The organism is Sphingomonas sp. (assembly GCF_032114135.1).
In the GTDB taxonomy this organism is placed as follows: domain Bacteria; phylum Pseudomonadota; class Alphaproteobacteria; order Sphingomonadales; family Sphingomonadaceae; genus Sphingomonas.
In genome coordinates, this window is the sequence record NZ_DAMCTA010000001.1 from 1,236,630 (window position 1) to 1,260,110 (window position 23,481).

The following is a 23,481-nucleotide window of genomic DNA, read 5'->3' on the forward strand; positions in this document are numbered from 1 at the left end:
GCGATGGCCGCAACCATGACGAATGCCCCAACGATACACTGCTCACCTCGATGGTCCCTCCGGAGGTACACCTCGCCCGCCGAACCATTCTCTTACTTTCCGTGGCCTGATACGCATTTGATTCTCGACGTACTGACCAAAGGGACCCACGCTGTTTCAAGCGCATTCAAGCAGCGCGGCAAGTTCCAGAAGCTTGGTCCGCACCAAGTTCAACTCCAGCGAAATCCGCAGATCTCCGCGACCCGCCGCCGTGAGGATGGCGCCGAGCACCTGATCGGAGTGCCGTACCAGCGACACGAGGTGATTGCCCTGGGGAACGTGGGTCGCCGCCAGCCAGTGTTTGACAGTCCGCTCGCTTGCCCCCGTCCACCCCATCGCCGTCTTCGTTGCCCGGTGGCTTGCACCCAGTTCTGCAAACAGAGCCTGCGAAATCAGTAGCGCCAGATCGGCCTCGCCGCTGCCGGAATGTAAATTGCTGCCCGTTTTCGGAAACACCTTTCCATTCCTTTCCCGCTATGTCGTCACACGTGCGGGATCAGTCCTGCGTTCAACCAACCCGGGAATCGTCAGGCACCGCGCCGCACGATGAACAGTGAGGTCCAGTGCGTGGAGAGTTGGCTAGTCCCGCAGACCCAGCATTCCGACGAACCGACCCGTATGCGGGCTGCCGAGTATGTCCGGATGTCGACGGACCTTCAGCGCTACTCCACGGAAAACCAAGCGGAGGCCATCCGACACTATGCCGCCGCCCGAGGGTTCTCGATCGTTCGAACCTATGCGGACGAAGGCAAGAGCGGTCTCCGCATCGATGGTCGCGATGCACTCAAACGCCTCATCGATGATGTCAGCGCCGGTGTCGCAGACTACCAAGCAATACTCGTCTACGACGTCAGCCGGTGGGGTCGTTTTCAGGATGCCGACGAGAGCGCCTATTACGAGTATATTTGCCGTCGCGCTGGGATCGCCGTTCACTATTGCGCCGAACAGTTCGAGAATGATGGAAGTCCAATCTCGACGATCGTCAAAGGCGTCAAACGAGCCATGGCGGGCGAGTACAGCAGGGAGCTATCGACCAAGGTTTTCGCCGGCCAATGCAGGTTGATCGAACTCGGTTTTCGGCAAGGGGGCCCAGCAGGCTTCGGGCTGCGCCGGATGCTCGTCGACCAATCCGGCGCCATCAAGGGGGCACTCGAGCGCGGCGAGCAGAAAAGCATCCAGACCGACCGCGTAGTGCTGGCCCCCGGTCCGGAGAACGAATCCGCGATCGTCCGCGCGATCTATCGAGCCTTCGTGCATGATCGACAGGGCGAACGCGATATCGCTGCGGCTCTGAACGAGTGGGGCTTGGTCACGGATCTCGGCCGCCCCTGGACCCGCGGCGCCGTCCACCAGGTACTCATCAATGAAAAGTACATTGGCAACAATGTCTGGAACCGCGTTTCCTTCAAGCTGAAGAAGAAGCGGGTCCGCAATGATCCAGCCATGTGGATCCGCGCCGAGGATGCGTTCCCTGCGCTGATCGACAGGGATCTGTTCGAAGCTGCACAGGCGATCATCAGGGCACGTGCGTTCCGGCTGAGCGATGAAGAGATGCTGGAGGGCCTTCGAAGCCTGTTCCAAGCCGAGAATCTGCTGTCCGGGATGATCATCGACGAAGCTGACGGTTTGCCGTCCAGCAGCAGCTATCGTTCGCGGTTCGGAAGCCTGCTGCGGGCATACAGCCTGGTCGGGTCTCGGCCGCGACGCGACTATCGCTACATCGCCATCAACCAGGCCCTCAGACGAATGCACCCGCAGGTCATCGACGAAATCGTCGATGGATTCGCAGCGGTCGGAGCACCAGTGTCCCGCGTTTCAGCCGACGGGCTCCTTATGGTGCACAACGAGATGTCCGTCTCGATCCTCATCGCGCGGTGCAGGCGGACCCAGGCGGGGTCACTGCGGTGGAATATCCGCTTCGACACGGGTGTTGCACCAGACATCACCGTTGCGATCCGGATGGACGCCCGCAACGAAGGTCCGCTCGACTTTTATCTTTTCCCCCGCATCGACCGGGCCAGCGCAGACGTTCGTCTTGCTGAGGAAAATGGTCTGTCGCTCGATGCTTATCGTTTTGACACGCTCGATCCCCTCTACGAACTCGCCAGGCGCATCCGCCTCCCGGTGGCGGCATGACTGTTCCAAGCCATGCACAGCGCATCGCATCGATACCGATCGACCGGATCAACGTGCTCAATCCAAGGGCCCGCAACCGGCGGCAACATCGCGAGATCGTCGACAATATCGACGCGATCGGCCTCAAGCGCCCCGTGACGGTCCGGCGCAATCCGGCCGGCAACGGCGACACGTTCGATCTGATCTGCGGAGAAGGCCGACTGGAAGCACTGCGGATGCTCGGAGCGTCGGAAATTCCGGCGGTCATCATCGACGCCGAAGAAGACGAATGCCTGGTCATGAGCCTGGTCGAGAACATAGCGCGCCGGCAGCATCGACCGATCGACATCATGCACGAGATCGGATCCTTGCGTCGACGCGGGTACAACGATGTGCAGATTGCGGAGAAGATCGGTTGCACGCCGAGCTGGGCGAACATGATAGGCCAGCTTCTGGAGCGGGGGGAGGAGCGGCTGTTGGCGGCCGTGGAGACCGGTCTGATCCCGGTGAGCCTGGCCATCGACATAGCCCGAGCCCAGTCAAGATGCGCAGGGCCTGCTTCTCGAAGCCTATGAAGGCGGCAAGCTGAAAGGCAAGAAGTTGAGCGCCGTTCGCCGAATGCTCGACCAGCGACTGCGGCAGCGCCGGGGCGTTCCCGACAGCGGTCTGGGAAGGCGCACCGCACGGCGGCGCATCACCGCGACGGAAATGGTACGCCTCTATCAACAGGAGGCGGAGAAACAGCGCGTCCTGGTAAAGAAGTCGGATTTTACCCAAGCACGCCTGCTGTTCGTCATCCAAGCACTGAAGGATCTCGTCAGCGAGGAAAGCTTCGGGACGCTACTGAGGGCTGAAGGACTGGACACGATGCCCAGGGCCTTGGCGGCACGTGTATATGGGAAGAGCCTCTCATGACCTCGCGCCACCCCATCAAGCTTTCCTTCCAGGACGAAACCAAGCGGATCCTGTTGTCAGACCTGATCCCGCTCAAAGCGCTCCGCCCAGGCGTGAAGGAGAGCAAGAAGTACGCCCAGATTATGAGCTCAGTCCGGGCGATCGGGCTTGTCGAGGCGCCGGTGGTTGCTCCCAACCCCAACCAGAGCGGCAAGTTCTTGCTGCTCGACGGTCATCTACGCATCGAAGCGCTACGGGATCTTGGAGTGCTCGAGGTGGATTGCATCGTCTCGACGGATGATGAGAGCTACACCTACAACAAGCGAATAAATCGTCTGGCGGCAATCCAGGAACATCGCATGGTCCGACGCGCCATCGAGCGGGGCGTACCGGAAGCGAAGATCGCGGAAGCCCTTGGACTGGAGGTTGCATCCATCCATCGGCGCTCGCGGATGCTCAATGGGATCTGCACCGAAGTCATCGACATCCTGAAAGACGCGCCCTGCCCGATAGCGGTCTTCGACGTCCTCCGGCGCATGTCTCCGATACGGCAGATCGAGGCTGCGGAGCTCATGACGGGACAACAGAACTTCACTGTCGTGTTCGCCAAGGCAATGCTCGCGGCCACGCCCGAAGATCAGTTGGTGCATGTTCCCGCAAAGCGGCCCGCGTCCGTTTCCAGCGAGCAGATGGCGCGAATGGAGCGCGAGCTTGTCGGTCTCCAGATGCAGGTCAAGTCTGTCGAAGATCGATACGGCGTCGACACGCTGCATCTGACAGTCGCGCGTGCCTATGTCCGCACGCTGCTCGGGAACGACCGCATCGTGCGGTGGATCGCGCAGCACCGGCCCGAATACCTGAAGGAACTTCAAACGATCGGCGAAATCGAAACAATCGCTCCCGTAGCCGAGGCCGCGGAATAGCAGGATGATGGGGACCCGGACCCGATAAGCGCGGGGACCGCCGGAGACGCCGCACGGTGGGGCGGATCGAGGGCGGTGGCGGGGATGACGGCGAACCCGTACGGAGCCCGCCAGGCTGGCAGTCATAGGCCGGCCGAAGCGGAGGGGTGCGTCCATACGCGCCCCTCCGCTTCTTTCGACGAACATTCTTATGTGACCTGACGCTCTCGCGAGATCGGCTATGCTTCGGGCAGCGCCGAAAATTGCAAGCTGGCCAGCAAAGAGCCTTCCGCCGCTTGGTCCGGATGTCACCGGCTGGCTCCCCGCCCCCGTGCGAACCCCCGATCGCCCTCGAGGGAGGATGCCAGCATCGCCGGGATCAGATCGGTCACAGCCTCCTTCTGCCCATAGGTCTCGGCATATAGCGCAGCATAGTCCTGCAGCCGCTGGTGCAGGTCGGGCGTGATGTGGATCGCCAGCTTGACGGGCTTTCGATCCGGCAGCTTGGCGAGTTTCAGGTCGGGCATGTCGGCCTCCTATTCGCGCCAGGGCGCGAGGATCAGGTCCTTATGGACCACGAGCAGCACGTTCGTGCCGGGGCGAACGGTGAGCGTCGGCTGAACATTGAGATTGCGGGAGGTGATCTGGTCGCCGGCACGCGCGACATTCTGCTGCGTCGACTGCCGGATTGCGCGGACCAGATCGCTGTCGCCGGAAACCGTCAGCTCCGAGCCCATGCCGAGCAAGGTCGATAGCGCAATGCCCTTGAGCAGCGCCCAGGTGTGGAGATCGACCTTGTCCTGCAGGCCGGCATAGCCCGAGGCGTCGGTCGCCGGCACATTTTCGATTCGGAGCGAGCTGCCGTCCGGCAGCAGGATGCGCTGCCAAATGACCAGCGCACGCTTCTGCCCGAACGCGACAACGCTATCGTAGCTACCGACTAACCGCGCGCCTTGCGGAATGAGCAGAATGCGGCCGGTGGGACTGTCGAACCATTGATGAGCGTCAACGTCGCGTCCGAGCCCAACCCGCGAAGGTTGAGCGTCGTCGCATTGTTCGCATTATTGTATCCGCCCTGGTCACCGCCCCCCGCGACCCCGGGGTTTTGCCCTCCGGTGAAATTCTGCGGGAGTATCCGCGAAACACTCGCCATGTCGGGGATACCCTGCTCCTCCAGCCCCCGGCGCGACACGATAATGACCGGCGAAGGCCCCTCGGCCCCGCGGATGCGCGAGCCGGTTACCGTGATGGCATCCGATTTCTCTTCCTGGGCTGAGGCGCCCCCGCCTTTGCCGTGTCGCTCCCGGATAACGATGGCGCCGGATTCCTCGCCGACCAGAAGTTCCTCTCCTATGGCGAGACGCACCGCCTGCTCGACGGTGTAGATACCCCGGATCGCCCCCGAGCGCTTGCCGCGCACCTCCTCGTCCGCGAACAGGATCTCCCGGCCGCCCTGACGAGCGATCGCACGGAGCGTGGAGGCAAGGTCCTGCGCCGGCAGGTCGAAGCGCGTCGCGCCCGCCTGGGCGCGTGCCTCGACAACCACCATGTCACTGTAGGAAAGCGTCGCGGCAAGCGTCGCCGCACAAAGCGCCCTTTTCGAAATCGTCATTCTTTTCTCCCGCGGCCGGTGTCCCGGCACTGGAGCGATTGACGCAGCCGACGGCGAAACACGGGGCCCGACCCGAAAAAAATGTTTGCAGGGCGGCAGCAGCGGCGGATGTCCGCATTTGCGCGGTGCCCTTGCCCCGTCGGCGGGTAGCGCTAGGCTCCCGCGTCGAACCATGTCCCGCCTTCACAGCCTCCGCGCCACGATCGACGATGTCACCCGCTTCCTGGACGCGGAGCCCGTGGGACAGATCACCATTCCGCCCGACGTAACCGAGGGCCGCCAAGGGCTGGTGATGTTCGAGGCCGGTGGCCGCAGGCGGCTGCGGATGATGCGCTGGGGCTTTCCCCGCCGTATCCGCGACGCGCAGTTGCAGCGGAACGAGCCCGAGATCATCGGCCTGGTAGCGGACCTCACCAATCCGCTCTGGGAGCAGACCGTCGTCGAGCCACGCTACCGCTGCATCATCCCGATCACGCATTTCGGCAACCCGGACGGCGACGAAGGGGCCAAGACACGGACATGGTTCTCGGTCCGCGACCAGCCGATCCTGGCCTGGGCGGGCTTCTGCCGGAACTTCCCCGAGGTGGGCCCCTCCTATGCGGGCATGACCATGGAGGCGAACGCGGCCATTCCGCCGACCAACGATCGCATGCCGGTACTGCTCGAGCCGCACGAGCACGCGCGCTGGCTGCACGGCTCGATCCGCGACGTGATCGGCTTCCAGTTTCGCCCGCCGATTGCGGCCGAGCGGATGGTCGTCCTGCGCACCGAAAATCCCTGGCGCGGCGGCGGTCCGCCGCCCGATGGCACGCAGTTGGACCTGCTCTAGCCGCGAACCATGGGCTGCGCGTTGCAGCCCCCTCGCCTTCGACCTAGGCTGCCGCGATGTGCAACCTCTACCACCTTCGGAAGAGCGCAGCCGAAGTCGCCGCGCATTTCGGCGTCGACAATCCGGTGCAGTCCAACGCGGGCGAAGAAGTCTACCCCGGCTACCCCGGCATGGTGGTGCGCGAGGAAGCGGGCGCCCGCGTGCTCCAGTCGATGGGCTGGGGCTTCCCGCTCCGGCTCAAGGGGATGAGCCCGACCGCAAAGCCGAACCCGGTCAACAACATCGCCGATCTCACCAAGCCGATGTGGGTCGGGCTCGCGCGCAAGCCGGAATGGCGCTGCCTCATCCCGCTGACCGGCTTTGCCGAGGCGGAGGGCGCCAAGGGGTCGAAGACGCGCACCTGGTTCAGCGTCAAAGACACGCCGATTTTCGCCTGGGCGGGGCTGTGGCGGGACAGCGCCGAATGGGGGCCGGTCTATTCCGGCGTGATGACCGACTGCAACGAGGCGATCCGCCCGGTGCATGACCGCATGCCGGTGCTGCTCCACCGGGACGACCATGATCGCTGGCTGCACGGCAGCTTCGACGACATCCTCGGCTTCCAGGCGCGCTGCTTCCCCGATGACCTGATAGTCATCGAGCGTACCGGCGAGCCCTGGGTGAAGCGCAAGGGCGCTGTCGAACAGCCGGCCCTGTTCTAGGCGCGAAACCGACTGACCGCCCGCCGCCATTCGACATCGCTCGGGAGCGGCCGGCTGGTGATCGTCGGCGGATCGCACGTCAGGCTGATCGTCGTGCCGCGCCGCCCGCACCGCGAGCATCGGAGGCGAGCCCCCACCTCGGTGAGCAGGCCGGGCCATTGCCTGCGCTCGAACAGCCGCCAGAGCGCCGCCGCATGAAAGACCCCGATGTGTCCGCACCCCGCACAGGCTGCCCGGACCGAACGGTGGAACGCCGCAGCCTCGAACAGCGTCCGGGGCACCTGCCCGCCATCTGCGTCGTAGCGTACCATATCAACCTACCAAGCGCAGGCGCGGACCTGCCGCCGCAGGCGCAGGGTGCAGGCCGAGCGCGGGCACCTGCGCCTGCGGCACCACCCGGATAAGAGCATCTGGCCAAGCCGGGAACATCGCCCGCACCTTGGCGGACAGGAGCGTCGCCGCCGGTGCATCCATCAGCAGCGTCGCGTCATAGCCGCACCACAGTTCCGGCGGGATTCGGCCTAGGCGGTACTTGCCGGCAACCACCAGCACCGCCGGAGGGTGAAGCTCGCGCCTCCCCGCAATGAAGCGTGCCAGGCATAGCGGTCGCTGCGCCGACTTCCAGGTCTCGAACTCCACAGCGGAATTGACCTGCCCCAGGCGATGCCCCTCGACTCTGCCTACATGGATCAGCCATCCACCATAGGAGAAGGTTTCGAGTTCGATCGGCCAGCGGTGCGCCAGCCAGTTGGTCCTCTCGATCGCATCCATCGCGGGCGTCAGGCGTGCACCTGCTCGGCGAACAGGCTCGGTTGCACGGCGCGATCGTGCAGCGCCCGACGCGCCTGCAGCGCCGCGCCGACTGCCTGGCGATAGTGGATGGTCCTGAAGCGCTCCGCCTCGTCGAAGCCGAACGGCGCCCATTCCTCGCTCGGATAGCAGGCGTCGTATATCGCACGCGCAGCAGCGCGCAGCTGGAGGTCGTGCTCCATGCCGAAGCTCCCAATGATGTCGAATCGCTGCATCGGCAGCGGATTGCCAGCTAGAACAAAATGGGAACGAAGGGCAAGAACGCAAAGTCTCTTACTTGTGCCATGCAGGCTCAGGTGGGCTGCAACCTAGTCGGCGACACTCTCGGGCAGACGGACTGCTCGCACGACCGTCGATCCCAGTCGATGTACATGCCAGCCTGCACCGAACAGTGCCATTTCAGCCCCAGACGAACTCTTCTGCCGGCAAGCCGTTCGGGTCCATCTTGCGTCGAAACCCTCCACCAACCCCCGAACGATGCAAGGTGATAGCAATGCACTCCAACGCAACGGACCGCATCCTGCGGCTCAAGGCCGTCCTCGCTCTAACAGGCCTCACGCGTTCCACCCTTTACCGGAAGATGGAAGCAGGCACCTTCCCCGCTAGCACGCAGATCAGCACCCGCTGTATCGGCTGGCGCGAGTCTGCTGTTAGCTGCTGGCTTGATGATCCGATGACATATGAGGCAGCCCCGACCCTGGAGCGATAAGGCAACGATTGACCGGGTGTGGGACGAAGCTGTCGATGCAATGTGACCTGCCGAACGATCGCTATCGTCAGAACCCGTCGTTCAGCCCAGTCCAACCAGCATAGGGCGCCGCCGACCACACCGCGAGGATGCCGCCGGGGCGGAGCGCCTGGCGCGCCGAATCGAGCCCGCGCATTGAATAGAGGCTGTCATTGCCCACCCGGGTCAGCCCGTCGGGGCCGTTGTCGACGTCGAGCAGGATCGCGTCATGCGTATTGCCGGAAGACGCCCTCAGAAGGCCAGTTCCGAACGTATCGCGCATTGTTGGAGAACCAAACGGGCCGTCGAACGATAGTCATGGAGAGGGCTTCAACCCAAAGCCAAGATGGTCCCGATCGCTTCGTGGGTTGCCGCGGAATACCCGATCCAGCGCCTCAGGATGGCCGAGGCAACCGGCAATGAACCGCGCGCCTCACGGACGCGATAGGGCCGGCAAAGCCTCCACCGCGCGCGCAATGTTCGACCGCAATGCCTCCAATTGGCGAAGATTGTCTTGAACATGGCCCCCGTCGATCAAGGGGTTGTGATCGCCGGGTCGCTCACCTTGGCCGTCAAGCACAGCGAACCAGCTCGCGTCGCGAAACAGCTCGTCGCTGGACAAGACGATCCGGCCTGAGCTCCGGAAATGTGCAAGGCGTTCGGTGAGCGTGTCGGGGATCGCCATCGACTGCCGCTCGCGCCACATCGGCTCCTCCCGCCCCGCCGTCGCGTGATAATGGAAGATCAGGAAGTCGCGTATATCGAGCATCTCCTGCCCGAAAACGCGGTTGAATTGCCTTGCCAGCAGGGGCGAACAGTCGGCCGACGGAAAGAGCGATAACAGCTTGGCAATACCGCTTTGGATCAGATGGATGCTGGTCGATTCGAGCGGCTCCAGGAACCCACTCGAAAGGCCGATCGCCACGACATTGGCGCGCCACGCCTCGCGCCGCATGCCCGGCGTGAAGCGGATTAACCGCGGATCGGAGAGCGGTGGCCCCTCCATCCCTGCCAGCAGCGAGGCGCGTGCCTCCGCCTCATCCTGAAAGCGGCTGGCAAAGACATAGCCATTGCCGACCCGGTGCTGGAGCGGGATGCGCCAACGCCATCCCGCCTCGGCCGCCGTTGCGCGGGTGAACGGGGTGGTTCTCACCTCCGCCGCGCTCGGCGCCGCCCAGGCGCGGTCGCAGGGCAGCCAATGCGACCAGTCGTCATAGCCGACGCCCAGCGTCTCGCCGATGAGCAGGCCGCCAAGTCCCGAACAATCAACGAAGAGGTCGCCTTCGATTACGCTTCCGTCGTCCAGCATCAGCGCGCGGACGAAGCCGCTTTCGCCGTACTGCTGGACCGAGCCAACCATGCCCTCGATCCGCGTCACGCCCGCTCGTTCGGCCAACCCGCGCAGGTAGCGCGCATAGAGACCCGCGTCGAAATGATAGGCATAGCCCATGGTCGACAAGAGCGAGCGGCGATCGGGAACCGGCCGGGCAAACCGGCCTGCGCGCGCTGCCTGCGCAGTCAGCGAATAGGCTTCGGTGGGCGCGGTATCGCCGTCGGCACGTCCCCGGATCAGGCGGTGGAGGAACATCGTGCCGTCCCCCGGCGGGCCGAACGTACCGAAGGGATGGAAATATCGGCTGCCCTCGCCGTTCCAGCCAACGAACTCGATGCCGAGCTTCACGGTCGCCTTGGTTTCGGCCAGGAACTGGCGCTCGTCCAGGCCGACGATCTGATTGAACCAGTGGATGGTTGGGATGGTGGCCTCGCCCACGCCGATCGTGCCGATCGAGTCGGATTCGACCAGGGTGATCGCGACCCGTTGCCCGACCAAGGCGCGCGACAGGGCCGCGGCGCTCATCCAACCCGCCGTTCCGCCGCCCAGGATCACGATCCGGCGAATGCGATTGTCCATCATGGGCTCCGTCTAACCGTTGCCGCCCCCAGCCGCGAGCCTCATCGACCGGCACAGGCGATCGCCGGTCCCGGCGGCCGACGGAGCGCGAGATAGACGGTGCTCCAAAGCTGCGCGGCGTTGGACTCGTCGACATCCGCCCCTGCCGCGCCGAAGGGCACGACCTGATACCGGCCATCGGCGTACCGCCACGACCAGAGCTCGGAGCTCTGCACGCTGCGCGTTTTCTCAATCCCGTCCCACAGGCAGGATTGGGCACGGGCGATCCGGTGGCGGGCGTCGGCGGGGAGGTCCCTGCGTTCGAGCTGCCGCGCCAGCCCGGCGGCGACGAGCGCCTGCTGCCAGCTCCAGATCACCGTGCCGTGATAGGCATTGGGCGAGAATTTCCGCTGTATCCCTGCGTCGGCAAAAGCGGGGTTGGCGACCAGCATGCCCGCCCCCGTGCGCAATCCCGCCGGGAACGCGTCGATGAGGCTCGCCGTCATGGTCTGCAGTGCCTCGGAGGAAGGCTTCTCGAACAACAGCGCAAAGCCGGCGTCACTGTTCTGTACCGGAATCGGCTGGCCTTTCCCATCCAGCGCAATGGCCGGAAAGCGGACCGGCATCGTGCCGATCGCCGCCAGCGCGGGTGCATCCGGCACGCCCAGCATGCGGGCATAGTCACGGACCGCGCGCTTCGCCGACTCGGCCGGCACGGTCACGTCGAACAAGGGCGGCGCCTTGGCGCGCCAGATGTCGGCGAGCGCACGTGCTTGCGCGAAGGCAGCCGTGTCCCCGGCGGCGAGATAGGGGCGGAGCAACCCGCTTGCCTCCAGCGCCGCGGCGGAATCGAGCGCTGCGGGCACGAGCACGGCGTTGACGTCATAGGGCAGGCGCCCGCCTGCGAGCCCGTCATTGCTGTCGCGCCACTCGCCCGCATCCATGCCGGGCTTGAGCGCGATCAGATGCGCGGCAACCGGATTGCGGGCGAAGGGCGCCGCCTGTTGCAACACGAAGCGCAGGTTGCGGACCATCCGCGCACCCATGGTCTCGCCGCCGACGCGCTGCGCCAGAAAGGCCCGCGCCCGCGCCCGCCCGCGCGGATCGTCGAGCAGCCAGGCCCGCGCGACGGGCGCCAGCATATAGTCGCTGTCGACCATGTTGTAGTTGTGGACCGGCGCATCGGACAACGTACCGTCGGTCCGCTGATGGTCGAGGACGGCGAACTCGCCGATATCCTCCTCATGCGCCACCTCGCCTTGGGACGAGAGGCGTGCGAGCACCGATGCCAGCCCGGTTTCCACCGCAGCCGGTTGCAACGCGGGCATCAGCAGCCGGACCGACATGAGCGTGTCGCGCCCGAAATAGGTGTCGAACCGCCAGGATCCTGCCAGATATTTCTCGGCATAGCTGAGGAAGGTGAGCGCATTGCGCGCGCCCGGATCGGCTTGCGCGTGGGCGTTGAGGAGGTCCGCACCACCGCGCGGCGAGAGCGGCGTTTCGCCCGTCACCGCCGTCAAGGCGAGGCGGATCCTGCCGTCCTGACCGGCGAGAATGGCACCGCCTGCAATGCGACCGCCGACAACCGTCATCGCCAGGTCATAGCCCGCCGCGCCGTCGAGCCGATCTCGCGACCAGCGAATCCCATCGCCGGTCATGCGCGGCGCAGTCAGCACCGCGGCGGGCGCCTTCCCCAGCGCCTGGTAATCGCGGATGACGCGAATGCTGGACAGCACCGCCTGGTGCGGAACCAAGCGGTCCGCGTCGATCGTCGCGACGAAACGGACGCCGTGGAGTGGCCGCCCCTTAGCGTCGCGCAACGTGATCGGGCGCGGCGCGCCGTCCAGGCGCCATTCCGCATCCTTGGCCAGCGGCGCAAACCACAGCGCCGTGCCGCTATTGCCCGCCGGGAAGGCGACGAGCAGGCGGGGCTGCCGTCCCGAACGCAGCACGATATGCGCCGCGACAGGACCGGCGCGCGTGAAGCTGTTGAGGTTCAGCCCCTCGCGCACCGCGTACTGCTCGACCTGCGCGGTGCCGGTACCGGCACCCGCCAACAGCAACGCCGCCGCCAGCGCCAGCATCGCCCGCAGCCCTGCCTTCCGCCTCACAGCTTCAGCGTCGCACTGATCAGCGCGTTGCGCCCGACGATCGCGCGGCCATAGAAATAGCCGTCGACGATCGACTGGGTCTGGCCCTGACGCGGATTGCCCTCGGTAAAGCCCTTTACGTCGGTCAGATTGTCGACGCTGACCGACAGGTTCAGGCGCGGCGTGACGTCCAGGCTCGCTCCGATCGAGAACACCCCATAATCGGGCAGCGCGATGCCGTTGCCGCTGTCGGCGAAGATCTTGCCGACATATTTGTAGCGACCATAGATCTCGCCCAACCCGCCCGGCAAGATGAAGGACGGGGTGACGGTAAGCAGCTTCTTGGGCGTGCGCTCGGGCGTGTTGCCGTCATATTGCGGCTGCGCGACCCCGTCGAAGCGCAGATTGCCGAGCTTTGGCTCCTGGTACACGCCCTGCACGCTCAGGCTGAAGAACCGTACCGGCCGCAAGGTGGCATCCAGCTGCACACCATTGGTGGTGTTGTCTGCCAGCGCGTTGCTCGCCTGCGCCGGATTTGCCGGGTTGACGAACTGGTAGGACTGGTCGCGAAATTCGGTGCGGAAGCCGATGATCGAGGCGCTGAAGGCGGCGGCCTTGAACCGTACGCCGCCTTCATACAGCGTCAGCTCTGTCGGCTTATGAGTCCCGCCGGTGTCGCCGCCATTGGTCTGGAACCCGCGCGCGCCGCGGACATAGAGCGCGACATGATCGGTCAGTTCGTAATTGACGCCGCCCGTAAAGGCCCAGTCGGAATAGTTGGCGCTCTGGCGCGTATAGGTGCCGTCAAACGTGCTGCCGACATTGTCATACAGACCGATCGTACCGGTGGGCACCGGCGCGTTGACGGCCGCGGTCTTGCCGATGTCGACCCGTACATGCTGGTGCTCGTAGCGCGCGCCGAAGTCGACGTGCAGCCGATCCCCGATGGTCAGCTCGTCGTTGAAATAGGCGGAGAGCGAGGTGACCTCGTCGTTGAACAGGCCCTGACCCCAGTTGCCATAATTGACCATGCCGTTGTTGGTCAGCGACCCCAGCACGCCGCCTGCCGCGTTCAGTGCGACCATGTCGTAGACGTTGGAGTCGTTGCGCACGTCGTTGAGTACGGTGGCCACCGCCGACTGATCGTTCCGCCGGCGCACATTGTAGACCATGCCGCCGACGGTGAGCGAATTGTCGAGGTTGCTGCCGCTCGCGTCCCATTTCACCCCGAAATCGCTACCGAAGTCCTTGGTCGCGAGCGTCTGATGGTTGAGCACCGTCTGCTGAACCAGGCCATTGCCGTTCAGGCTATTCAGTGCAGCGGTGTTCGACGCCGCGATGACCTGGCCCGTTCGGATGTTGCGCAGGCCATATTGCGCGACCCCGGGGAAACGCTGCGCCGCGACCTGGAAATAGGTCTGCGACGAGCCCTGGAGGGGGGTCAGTCCGGCGAGCGGCGAGACGGCGGGGGTCAGATAGTTCAGCGCCGAGGTCAGCCCTGCCGTGCCCGATCCGCTGCCCGGGAAGATGCCGTTGAAGTCATAGGAGCCGTCCAGATAGCGCGCCCGGCCGAACAGCCGCACATTCGGGCTGACCGGCATTTCCGCGTCTACGCGATAGGTGGTTGACTTGACGTGCACGCCGTCGGCCGAGCTGAACCGGCGCAGGCTGTTGCCGGTGGCGGGCGCGTCGGGGACCATGAACTCGGTGAAGCCCCGCCCGCCGACATCGTCGCGCTTCAGGCCGAGGCCCGGCACGCTGCTGATCGTGCCATTGGCAGCCACGCGGAACGGCATGTCGGCATAATAGGGAAAGTGCTTGTCGCCATTCTTGATGGTGAAGCGAACAAGGCCGCCATTGGAGAATTTCTTCTCCAGCATCGCCTTCACGTCATAGGCGTTGAAGGTGAAGGGGGTGCGCCGCACGCCCTTTTGCGAGGTGACATAGCCGCCGACGTTGAACGCCCAGCCGTCGGCGATCGGTGCCGAGAAATAGCCGTCTGCGCGCAAATCGCCATAGGTTGCGCCGGTGAAGCGGACCATGGCGGTCGCCCGGTCGTGATCGGGCTTCATCGAAATGAAGTTGATCGTCGCGCCGGCGCCATTGGGCGCGAGCACGCCGGAGGTGCCGCCCTCAACGGCTTCGAGACGGCTGATGGTGATATCGTTCTGGAAATAGAAGTCCGCGCCGCCGCCGCCATAGAGGATCGGCATTCCGTCCTCTTCCAGCGTGATGAAGGTTTGGCCACCACCGCGCAGGCCGCGCACCGAATAGTTGTTGGAGATCGGCCCCGCGGTGCCTTCCACAAACACGCCGGGGACCAGTTCCAACGTATCCGCCGTCGAGCGCGGCGCTTTCCGCTGCAGGTCGGCGGCGCTGGCAAGCGTGACGTTGGATGAGGAGTTGAACAGCGTGCGCTTGTCGGACGTGTTGCCGGTGACGATGATTTCGTCCTGCGCGCTGTCCTCGGCCTGCGCCGTCTCGGTTGCCGGCGCGTTCGTTTGGACGCCCGCGCCCGTGGCGCCAATGTCGCGCGGCGCACTATAGCCGGCGGCGCGCGGGGCCGCCGGTCCGGCTGCCGCGATCACCGCGGTGCGCCCATCGAAGGAGACCAGCCGCAAATGGCTGCGGGCGATCAGCCTGCGCAGGCCTTCCTCGATGCTGAACTGGCCCTTCACCTCCGCGATGGTCTGGCCGTTCGTCGCGTCGCTAGGCGCGATGATCTGGATATTGGCCTGCTGCGCGAACCGCATCAATCCAGCGGCGGCGGGTTGACGCGGCACGTTGAACTCGCGAACGGCCTGGGCGGCTACCGCGGGCGTCGCGAGCATGGCGGCGATCGCAACCATGGAAACGCTGAAAATGTGGCTGTTGCGCAAGGCACCTCTCCCTGGAATGTCGAACGCGCTTCATGTGGCGCTGATCCAAGGATGAACGCCCCCGCAACTTCCGTCAGCAGCATCGAAATTTTTTCAGGGCAGAATGCGGGTGACATCCCCTTCCCCCGGCCGCTCGACCCGTTCGACGCGCCCGCCGACCATCGCGGCACTGGAGGCGGCGAAGCCGTCGACATCGTCGATGCGGAACCAGCCGACCACACGCCTGCCCGCCAGCTGCGGCGCAACCTCCAGCCGGGTGACGTTGTAGCGGTTGAACTCGGCCGCCGCCTCGCCCAGCGTCATGTTGTCGAGCACGATCCGGCGTTCGCGCCAGGCCAGCTGCTGGTCGGACGCCTGGGGGCGCATGGCGCGGGTCGCGATCGCCTTTCCGGGCTTCAGCACCGCCCATTCGCCCGCCGCGACGTGGCGCGGCGCGTCGTCGCTGTCGACCGACCAGATCTTGACCACGCCGGTGGTGACGACAACCCTTGCAGCCTCCCCCTCCCGCCGCACGTCGAAGGCGGTACCGACCGCCTGCACGCGATAGGGGCCGCTGGCGACGACGAACGGCCGCGCCCGGTTGTGCGCGACCTGGAACCACGCCTCGCCCTTGGTCATCTCGACATGCCGCTCGCCGCGTGTAAAAGCCACCCGCAGCGCCGTGCCGCTATTAATGATCACGACCGATCCGTCGGCCAGCTGCATGCTGCGGATTTCGCCCAGCCGCGTGTCGATCCGCTCGCCGCCATCAAGCCACCAGCCGATTCCCAAAGCGGCGACCAGTGCCGCTGCGACGGCGCCGACGCCTGCCGGCCACCATCGCCGGCGGCGCAACGGGATCGGCGCTTCCGCGTCCCGCTCGGCCAGCGCCTGCCCCTGATCCACCAGGCGGAGCGCCGCCTTGCTTCGCAGCAACGCCCCGCGGTGCCGCCGATCCGCCGCCAGCCAGACGGCCAGTTCGGTCTCCTCTGCGTCGCTCAGCCCACGATCGATCGCAGCGGCCCAGCGGCAGGCGATCTCGTCGATCATCGCCGCCCTCCGGTCTCGCGCCGCGCGTCCTGCCCCGCTGCCCGTGCCGCCCGCGCCGCACGGCGGCGGATCGGCAGCTCGGCCTTCTCCTCCTCGGTCAGCTGATCGAGAATGCGAAGCAGGCCCCGCGCGACGTCGTTCTCGACGGCGGTTTCGGGGATGCACAGCCGCAGCGAGATGTCCCGTTGCGTCACGCCTTCGATCTTGCGGAGCCGGAATACCTGCCGCGCGCGTTCGGGCAGCGCGTCGATCAATCGCTCGATCCGGGCGATCATGTGGCGACCGGCGACGATCTCCTCCGGGGACTGGCCAGGGTCGGGGGCGTTGTCGAGATCGGCAAGGCCGCTGGCAGCGCCGATGCTGACCACCCGTTCGCGTCGTACCTGCTCCAGCACGACATTGCGCGCGGCGCGGAAGAAATAGCGCCGCGGATCGTCGATATGCTCGAACTGGTCGAGCCCGCTGATCCGGCAATAGGTTTCCTGCACCACGTCGTCCACGTCGACTGCCGGGAATGCCGCACGCAGCCACGCGCGCAACTGCCGCTCATGCGGCAGGATGTGCAGACCGACCCATGTGACAAGCTGATCCGAACGCACAAGCTCCCCTAACCCCCCTTAGATGCAGCAAAGCCGCATTTCCGTCGAGCCACCCCTACTATTTTCGATCGTCGTCGTGCGCCGCCCGGCGGGACATCGGCAATGGGCCGAGGCGGCGGCAGTCCCTCAGCGCTCCTTCGCCAAATCCGGATAGCGTTCGACCAGCGCGCTGGTCACCCCGTTGGTCCAGCCGAAGCCGTCCTGCAGCGGATATTCGCCGCCGCCGCCGGGCACCTGCTCCTCGACGTCATATTTCTCGAGCATCTTGCCCGTCGCGCGATAGGCGCGGTCGACCGTCGTCAGCCAGCGCACCGCGATGTCCTTGGCGAGATCGCGCTGGCCATAGCCGGCGAGCCCGTCGATCGCGACCCATTGCAGCGGCGCCCAGCCATTGGGGGTATCCCATTGCTGGCCCGTCCGGTTGCCGGTCGTGCGCAGGCCGCCGGGGGCAACCAGCCTGGCGCGCACGGTTACGGCGACGGCGCGCGCTTGCTCGGGGCTCGCCACGCCGACGAACAGCGGGAACAAGGTCGCGGCCGAAAGCACCGGCGTCGCGCGCTGCTGACGCCAGTCATAGTCGGCGTAGCGCTGCTCGGGCGCCAGCCAGAGATAGGTGTCGATCGCCTTGCGGCGCTGGGCGGCCCGGCGGGTGAAGTCGGCCGCGCACTCCGCATCGGCCAGCGTCGCGCAGCGCTGCGCGATCCCGCGCTCCACCGCCCAGAGCAGGCTGTTGAGGTCCACCGGCACGATGTCGGTCGTATGCACCGTCGCCAGCGTCTTGCCGTCGGCGAGCCAGCGCGAGCTATAGTCCCAGCCGCTTTCCGCCCCTGCACGCAGGTCGCGATAGACCGCGGTGAGCGGTCGGCCCACCGCCGCCTTGGCGGTGTTCACATCCTCGCGATAGCTTTCGTCGCGCGGCGTCTCGCGGGCGTCCCAGTAGCGGTTGAGTAGGCTGCCATCGGCCATCCGCACGACATGCTCGCAGGCGGGCGCCGCGGCGGTGATGCAGCCCTGCCCTTGCATCCAATAGCCATATTCGCTGCGGAGCGCCGCCAGCCGGGTGCGCAGCACCGCCGGATCGCGCGCCTCGGACAGGTCGAGCATTAGCGCGAAGAAGGGTGGCTGCGCGCGGCTGAGGTAGTAGCTGCGGGTGCCGTTGGGGATGTGGCCGTAGCGCTGAATGAGGCTGACGAAATCGTCGAGCATATGCTCGACCATCGCCTGCTGGCCGTCCACCTTGAGGCCCAGCATGGTGAAGTAGCTGTCCCAGTAATAGATTTCGCGGAAGCGCCCGCCGGGCACGACATAGGGCGCAGGCAGCGACAGCGCCGAGCTGCCCGGCCTGGGGGCCAGCGCCGGGCGCGACAGGATCGGCCACAGCGCCTGGACGTGTGCGCGCAGGCCGAGCTTCTCCTGCGGCGAAGGATTGTCGTTGCCTCCCGCCGGCAGCGTGAAATGCGCCTCGACGAATGCCTTCAGCGCTTCCCGCGTCTTCGGCCTGGCCTTGCGATAGGCTGCCAGGATCGCCGCAGGATCCTCCTTGGGCACCGCATCGACGAACGTCTTTCCGTCCGGAAACACCTGCGCCATCTGCACCGCATCGAACAGCGGGCCGAACAGCTGGGCCGGGCTCTGCGGCTCGGGATCGGTGGCGGCGACGCATAACAGGGCGGCGAGCGGGAGCAGGCGGCGGATCATCGGGTTATCCTCATCGGGCGCACAACGCACGAGGCCAGCCGAGCGCTGCGCCTGGCCGGCCCCTCGGGGGTATTCAGAAGCGGTAGGCGGCGCTGAACAGCGCCGACCGGCCGAGGATCGGCCGCGCGAGGATCACCCCGCTGCCCTGCGATCCGATCGTGCGTGGATTGCCCTCGGTCAACCCGATCGTGTCGGTGATGTTGTCGACCGAGGCCTGGAGCGTGATCCGCTTGGTGACGTCCACCGTCAGGCCCGCATCCCACTTATAGTAGCTGGGCAGCAGCTGGGCGTTTTGCACGTCGGAGAAACGATCGCCGATATAGGTGACCGAAGTGAACAACGTCGCCTTGCTCTCCGACCCGAACTCCACCGAATAGGCCGGCGAGACGCGCCACTGCCACTTGGGCTGGCGCTGCACGCGATTGCCGGTCAGGTTGGTGGCGCCATTGTCGGTGAAGAAGTCGCGATACTTGCTGTCGAGATAGGTGCCCGAAAAGCCGATCGTGAAGTTGCGCACCGGCCGCAGCTCGCCTTCCAGCTCGACGCTGGTGGCGCGCGCGCCGCCGATCGACGCGATCGGCGCGCCGCTGGTGATCACCGTGGTGGCGAGGCCGTTGAAGTCGTTGTGGAACACGGTGAGATAGGCGCTCGCCAGATCGGTCGAGACCTTCAGCCCGCCTTCATAGGTATCGACGCGCGGCGCCACGGTGATGCCGTCGCGAAGGTTGTCGAAGAAGGGAAAGCTGTTGCCGCGGCTGTAGCGCAGAAACAGGCCGATCGAGCGCGTGAAGTCATAGTTCGCACCCACCGTCCACGGCCATTTCTCCCCGCGATAGCGGATCGTCGAGAAGGTGCCGTTCAGCACCGCGTCGCCATTGTCGTAGAGCGTGTTCGGGTTGCCATCCAGCCCGCCGGCCGGGGCAGTGCCGTTATTCTCTAGCGTGCCGTCGACCGAATGATGCTGGTAGCGCAGGCCCGCATCCAGGCGGAGCTGGTCGTTCACCTGCAGCTCGTCCACCGCGTAGACCGCCGCGTCCTTGCCGTCATAATCGGCATTGACGTTGAAGGTGGAGCCGCTGCTGAAGCCGTTGCGAGTGACGATGCGGCCATCCGCGAGCGTGAGGTTCAGCCGCCGCGCATTGGGCTCGGCGGTGAGCAGCTGGTTGTTGCCGAGGTTCCAGTGGTCGCGCGACGAATAGGCGGCATAATAGACGCCCGCGGTGAAGCTGTTGCCGCCCTTCTTCCACTCGAGCGCGAAATCGTTGGAGAAATTCTCGATGCTTTTCTGGACGCGCCAAAGCCCGGCCTCGACGACCTGGGTGGTGCCGGGCACCGCCTGGCCACCATTGACGAAGCTCAGGCTGCCGATCGTGCTTCCCTTGCTCGCGGCATAGGCCGAGGCGCTCTCCGGCGGGGTGCCGCCGGGGACGAGGCCGGTGGTGTTCGCATCGCCCTTCAGCCAGCTCAGGCGATCGCGCAGCTTGAAGCCGTCACCCAGGCGATATTCGAAGTTGCCGCCGAGGTTGACGACATCCGCCCCGCGCCCGTCGGCAAGGTCGACCCGGGTGCCGTCGTTGAGCACGCCCAGCCGCGTCTCGCCGCCCGCGAATGTGCCGCTGCCGGCATCGAAGCTGCCGTACTGGCTGATCTTCTTGCCGTTCTGCACCACCGGGATCGGCAGCAGCCACTGGCCGCGATCGTTGAGATAGCGGCCGAACACCAGCACCGAGCCATTGTCGAAATCATGCCGGACATTGGCGGTGATCTGCCCGCCCTTTTCAGCGGTGAAGCGCGGGTTGCGCACGCCGTTGCCGGCCGAATAATAGCCGCCGACCATATAGGTCGTGCCTTCGCCGATCGGCCCGGAGAGGTAGCCGTCAGCGCGCACATCGCCATAGCTGGCGACGCCGAGCTTGAGCAGATTGTCCGGCGTCGAACCGCCTTCGCGCTGGACGAAGTTGATCGTCAGGCCCGGCTGGCCCGAGGAGAACAGCGCACCCGTGCCGCCGCGCACCGCCTCCACCCGCTTCAGGGTCGAATCGATGCGGATCAGCTGCGAGTTTTCCAGGAAGGAGAGCGTCGGCGGCGAGAAAATCGGTACGCCTTCGGACTGGATCGTCACATATTCGGCGTCGCCGCCCGAAGGATAGCCGCGCACGAAGATATTGGCGCCATTCTTGCCGCCCGAACTCTCCACGCTGATACCCGGCACCACGCGCAGCACTTCGGCGGTGCTCGCCGGTGCCAGCCGCGCGATCGCGGCATCGTTGATTGTGGTGACGGCGAAGGACGCATCCTGGCGCCGCGTTCCCGCGCCGGCGGTGCCGGTCACGACGATTTCGGGGTCGCTGGCGGCAGGCTCTTCCTGCGGCTCCGCCGCGGCGGCCTGGACCGGCCTGGCCCGCACGGCGGGTGCAGCCGCCGCTCCCTCGGTACCGCCACCTTCGACGACGAAGGTGCCGCTGGCGGTGGTGCGGGAGCGCAGGCCGCTGCCGGCGAGCAGCAACGCCAGGGCGCGATCGACGCCGTAGCGGCCGCGCAGCTCGGGCGCGCGCTTGCCGCGCACGAGGTCGGGGGCGAACAGGATCTGGCGGCCGCTCTGCCGCGCGAATTCGGTGAGTGCGGCGCCGAGGTCGCGGCTGCCGATCGCCAGGCTGACGGTAGGTTCGGCGACCGGCGCGGCGAGCGCAGGGGTGAGGGCGCAGGCGGCGACGCCGGCGAGCGCCAGGCTGCGGACGAGCGTGGAAAGGGTGCGGGGCATCAGGATCCTCCCAAATCGGTTCACGAGGCGCCGTCTGGTGCAGCGCTTCTACCCGCCATGACGCAGCCGATCCGAAAACCCGAACCTGCCCCCGCGAAAAAATCTCAGCGGCGGCTGGAAAGCTCGATCGTGCCGTCGCTGCGCGTCATCGCCTGCACGGGGAAGCTGGTCTCCAGCGCCTCGGCGAAGGTCGCGCTCTCGCCGGTACGGAAGGCGCCGCTGATCCGCAGTGCGCCCGCACGGCCATCCTTCACCACCAGCGCATGCGGGGCATAGCGGTTGAGCTCGGCGACGGCCTCGGCGAGCGGCGTGTCGGCGAACACCACCAGCCCTTCGCGCCATGCCTCGAGCTGGCGGGCATCGCCGCCGTGGCGCAGCGTCAGGCGGTCGCTGCGGGCGACCAGCAGGTCGTTGGGCACCATCGCCACCGTGCCGACGGTCACCTTGCCCTCGACGAGCAGCACGGTCGTCCGATCGGCATCGAGCCGGACGTCGAAGGCGGTGCCGTGCGCGATCACGTCATGGGCGCCGGCGGTGACGCGGAACGGCCGCGGCTGGCCCTTGGCGACCTCGAACCAGGCCTGGCCGCGCTCGAGGATCAAGTGGCGCTCGGTCGGCGTGTAGGCGACGCGCACCGATGTGGCGGTGTTGAGCGTCAGCCGCGAGCCGTCATCGAGCATCATTGACAGCCGCTGCCCGACGCCGGTGCTGAACAGCCTGGTCTGCGCGACGTCGGTGCCGGCCGGCGCGCGGTGCTCGGCGGCATACCAGCCGGCCAGCGGCAGCGCGACCAGCGCCAGGGCGGCGAGCGCCGCCTCTGCCTTCTGCTTGCGCGCCGTCGCGCGTGCGCGATGCACCGCGATGCGGGTCGCCGTCGCCTGGCGGAGGGCCAGCAGTTCGGGGTGCGCGGATAGCGCGCGGGCACATGTGTGCGCGGCCTCCACCTGCGCAAAGGCCTCGGCATGGGTAGGGTCCGCCGCCCGCCAGCGCTCGAACGCCTCGGGCGGTGCGGCGTCGGGGTCGCGCGCCAGTCGTTCGTGCCAGAGCGCCGCCTCGGTCGCGATCGTCGTCGTGGCGGTCGAGTCAGTCTTCACGCCACGCCTCCAATGCCGTGGTGACATGCGCCATCGCACGCGCCACATGTTTCTCCGTCGCCCGGGTCGAGATGCCGACCAGCCGGGCGATATCGGCAATCTTCAGTCCCTCCAGCACGCGCAGCACGAAGATGTCGCGGGTGCGCTCGGGCAGTTCGAGCAGGGCGTCGCGGAGCCGGAGCACCGCTTCCCTACCCTCCAAGACGCGCTGGGGCGAGAAATCCGAACCGGGATGCGCTTCGTCGTCCCAGCTTTCATGGATGCCGCCCCGCGCCGCCTCGCGACGGGCACGGTCGCGCAGGGTATTGGCGGCGGTGACGAACAGGAAGCGGTCGGGCTGTTCGATCGCGCTGGGATCGGGCATGCGGCTGAGCTTGAGGAACACGTCCTGCACCAGATCGGGCACGTCGTCGCGCATCGCCACGCGGCGCTCGAAAAAGCGCGCCAGCGGCCCCGCATAGCGGCGCGCGAGCTGATCCAGCAAAGCGCCGCGTTCGGCCTGCACTCCCCTCTTCTTGTCCGGCCGCATCGTTTTCGTGCTCCCTAGCACGCGCTTGTGCGCGTGCGCGACCGACGAGGCAAGGTAGTGATCGAGGCCTGACTCCCCTGCTGCCGTTCCCGCCGCGGTCCCATTCACACGGATCGCGCGTGCACATCCCCAAGTGGGCTGTTCGTTCGGGTGGCCGGCTACGTCGAAGATTGGGACTTTCCCGTCGTTTCAAGGTGATGTCTTGAATGGCAGGTACTGCCGCGAGCGGATGTCCATTACCTAGTTAACCGGCTATCAGAGAGAGAGAGAGAGAGAGAGAGA

Annotated in this window: 22 protein-coding genes and 2 pseudogenes; 7 read left to right on the plus strand and 17 right to left on the minus strand. The window is 66.2% G+C overall.

What is annotated here, in order from left to right; all coding sequences use genetic code 11:
• Positions 1-156: 156 nt before the first annotated feature.
• The gene (locus RT655_RS05675) at positions 157-495 is read right to left on the minus strand and encodes a hypothetical protein (protein ID WP_313535431.1); all 339 of its coding nucleotides are present in this window, start codon (positions 493-495) and stop codon (positions 157-159) included.
• Between the two features lie 186 nt (positions 496-681).
• Between RT655_RS05675 and RT655_RS05680 the strand changes: the two genes are divergently transcribed.
• The 4 genes from RT655_RS05680 to RT655_RS05695 are packed head-to-tail and all read left to right on the plus strand — an operon-like array spanning position 682 to position 3,971.
• Complete coding sequence (locus RT655_RS05680; protein WP_409530243.1) at positions 682-2,175, plus strand: recombinase family protein; 1,494 nt, start codon at positions 682-684, stop codon at positions 2,173-2,175.
• Complete coding sequence (locus RT655_RS05685; protein WP_313535435.1) at positions 2,172-2,729, plus strand: plasmid partitioning protein RepB C-terminal domain-containing protein; 558 nt, start codon at positions 2,172-2,174, stop codon at positions 2,727-2,729. Before RT655_RS05680 ends, RT655_RS05685 begins: the two co-directional genes overlap by 4 nt.
• Before the next feature lie 25 nt (positions 2,730-2,754).
• Positions 2,755-3,069: a hypothetical protein gene (locus RT655_RS05690; RefSeq protein WP_313535437.1), complete on the plus strand. Its 315-nt coding sequence runs from the start codon at positions 2,755-2,757 to the stop codon at positions 3,067-3,069.
• A complete protein-coding gene (locus RT655_RS05695; protein WP_313535439.1) occupies positions 3,066-3,971 on the plus strand; it encodes a plasmid partitioning protein RepB C-terminal domain-containing protein in 906 nt (301 codons plus the stop codon). Before RT655_RS05690 ends, RT655_RS05695 begins: the two co-directional genes overlap by 4 nt.
• 287 nt (positions 3,972-4,258) lie before the next feature.
• Here the strand turns inward: RT655_RS05695 and RT655_RS05700 are convergent, their stop codons facing one another.
• From RT655_RS05700 to RT655_RS05710, 3 genes and pseudogenes are all read right to left on the minus strand, one after another.
• The gene (locus RT655_RS05700) at positions 4,259-4,477 is read right to left on the minus strand and encodes a DUF2274 domain-containing protein (RefSeq protein ID WP_313535441.1); all 219 of its coding nucleotides are present in this window, start codon (positions 4,475-4,477) and stop codon (positions 4,259-4,261) included.
• Positions 4,478-4,486: 9 nt separating this feature from the next.
• A pseudogene (locus tag RT655_RS05705) lies at positions 4,487-4,942 on the minus strand (TrbI/VirB10 family protein); the annotation flags it as partial.
• Positions 4,891-5,562, minus strand: coding sequence for a hypothetical protein (locus tag RT655_RS05710; RefSeq protein ID WP_313535443.1), 672 nt, complete (start codon positions 5,560-5,562; stop codon positions 4,891-4,893). The gene RT655_RS05710 and the pseudogene RT655_RS05705, both read right to left, overlap by 52 nt.
• A gap of 172 nt (positions 5,563-5,734) precedes the next feature.
• Between RT655_RS05710 and RT655_RS05715 the strand changes: the two genes are divergently transcribed.
• Positions 5,735-6,391: an SOS response-associated peptidase family protein gene (locus RT655_RS05715; RefSeq protein WP_313535445.1), complete on the plus strand. Its 657-nt coding sequence runs from the start codon at positions 5,735-5,737 to the stop codon at positions 6,389-6,391.
• A gap of 56 nt (positions 6,392-6,447) precedes the next feature.
• The gene (locus RT655_RS05720; protein ID WP_313535447.1) at positions 6,448-7,092 is read left to right on the plus strand and encodes an SOS response-associated peptidase; all 645 of its coding nucleotides are present in this window, start codon (positions 6,448-6,450) and stop codon (positions 7,090-7,092) included.
• Here the strand turns inward: RT655_RS05720 and RT655_RS05725 are convergent.
• From RT655_RS05725 to RT655_RS05735, 3 genes are read right to left on the minus strand one after another with little or no spacing between them, the layout of a single operon-like run.
• A complete protein-coding gene (locus tag RT655_RS05725) occupies positions 7,089-7,403 on the minus strand; it encodes a hypothetical protein (RefSeq protein ID WP_313535449.1) in 315 nt (104 codons plus the stop codon). The two genes, RT655_RS05720 and RT655_RS05725, sit on opposite strands and share 4 nt — an antisense overlap.
• Position 7,404: 1 nt before the next feature.
• The gene (locus tag RT655_RS05730; protein ID WP_313535451.1) at positions 7,405-7,863 is read right to left on the minus strand and encodes a hypothetical protein; all 459 of its coding nucleotides are present in this window, start codon (positions 7,861-7,863) and stop codon (positions 7,405-7,407) included.
• An 8-nt stretch (positions 7,864-7,871) separates the two neighbouring features.
• Positions 7,872-8,117: a hypothetical protein gene (locus tag RT655_RS05735; RefSeq protein ID WP_409530244.1), complete on the minus strand. Its 246-nt coding sequence runs from the start codon at positions 8,115-8,117 to the stop codon at positions 7,872-7,874.
• 278 nt (positions 8,118-8,395) lie between these two features.
• Here RT655_RS05735 and RT655_RS05740 point away from each other — a divergent pair, with 278 nt between their 5' ends.
• Positions 8,396-8,611: an AlpA family phage regulatory protein gene (locus RT655_RS05740; protein ID WP_313535453.1), complete on the plus strand. Its 216-nt coding sequence runs from the start codon at positions 8,396-8,398 to the stop codon at positions 8,609-8,611.
• Positions 8,612-8,714: 103 nt separating this feature from the next.
• Here the strand turns inward: RT655_RS05740 and RT655_RS05745 are convergent.
• The 10 genes and pseudogenes from RT655_RS05745 to RT655_RS05790 form a co-directional block, all read right to left on the minus strand.
• Positions 8,715-8,861 (minus strand): annotated as a pseudogene (locus tag RT655_RS05745) (spermidine synthase); the annotation flags it as partial.
• Positions 8,862-9,062: 201 nt separating this feature from the next.
• Complete coding sequence (locus RT655_RS05750) at positions 9,063-10,544, minus strand: tryptophan halogenase family protein (protein ID WP_313535455.1); 1,482 nt, start codon at positions 10,542-10,544, stop codon at positions 9,063-9,065.
• Positions 10,545-10,582: 38 nt separating this feature from the next.
• Positions 10,583-12,631 (minus strand): hypothetical protein, encoded by a 2,049-nt coding sequence (locus tag RT655_RS05755; RefSeq protein WP_313535457.1) that lies wholly within the window; start codon positions 12,629-12,631, stop codon positions 10,583-10,585.
• Positions 12,628-15,489 carry a TonB-dependent receptor gene (locus RT655_RS05760; protein ID WP_313535459.1) on the minus strand — a complete coding sequence of 954 codons (2,862 nt, stop codon included), beginning with the start codon at positions 15,487-15,489 and terminating at the stop codon, positions 12,628-12,630. The genes RT655_RS05755 and RT655_RS05760 overlap by 4 nt, the downstream gene beginning before the upstream one ends.
• A gap of 93 nt (positions 15,490-15,582) precedes the next feature.
• Positions 15,583-16,518, minus strand: coding sequence for a FecR domain-containing protein (locus tag RT655_RS05765; RefSeq protein ID WP_313535461.1), 936 nt, complete (start codon positions 16,516-16,518; stop codon positions 15,583-15,585).
• Entirely contained in the window at positions 16,515-17,117 is a 603-nt protein-coding gene (locus RT655_RS05770) for an RNA polymerase sigma factor (RefSeq protein ID WP_313535463.1), read from the minus strand. The genes RT655_RS05765 and RT655_RS05770 overlap by 4 nt, the downstream gene beginning before the upstream one ends.
• Positions 17,118-17,243: 126 nt before the next feature.
• Positions 17,244-18,815: an alpha,alpha-trehalase TreF gene (gene treF / locus RT655_RS05775; protein ID WP_313535465.1), complete on the minus strand. Its 1,572-nt coding sequence runs from the start codon at positions 18,813-18,815 to the stop codon at positions 17,244-17,246.
• A gap of 73 nt (positions 18,816-18,888) precedes the next feature.
• Positions 18,889-21,576 (minus strand): TonB-dependent receptor domain-containing protein, encoded by a 2,688-nt coding sequence (locus RT655_RS05780; protein WP_313535467.1) that lies wholly within the window; start codon positions 21,574-21,576, stop codon positions 18,889-18,891.
• A 104-nt stretch (positions 21,577-21,680) separates the two neighbouring features.
• On the minus strand, positions 21,681-22,670 hold the full coding sequence (locus tag RT655_RS05785) for a FecR domain-containing protein (RefSeq protein ID WP_313535469.1): 990 nt from the start codon (positions 22,668-22,670) through the stop codon (positions 21,681-21,683).
• On the minus strand, positions 22,660-23,199 hold the full coding sequence (locus RT655_RS05790) for an RNA polymerase sigma factor (RefSeq protein WP_313535471.1): 540 nt from the start codon (positions 23,197-23,199) through the stop codon (positions 22,660-22,662). Before RT655_RS05790 ends, RT655_RS05785 begins: the two co-directional genes overlap by 11 nt.
• Between the last annotated feature and the right edge of the window lie 282 nt (positions 23,200-23,481).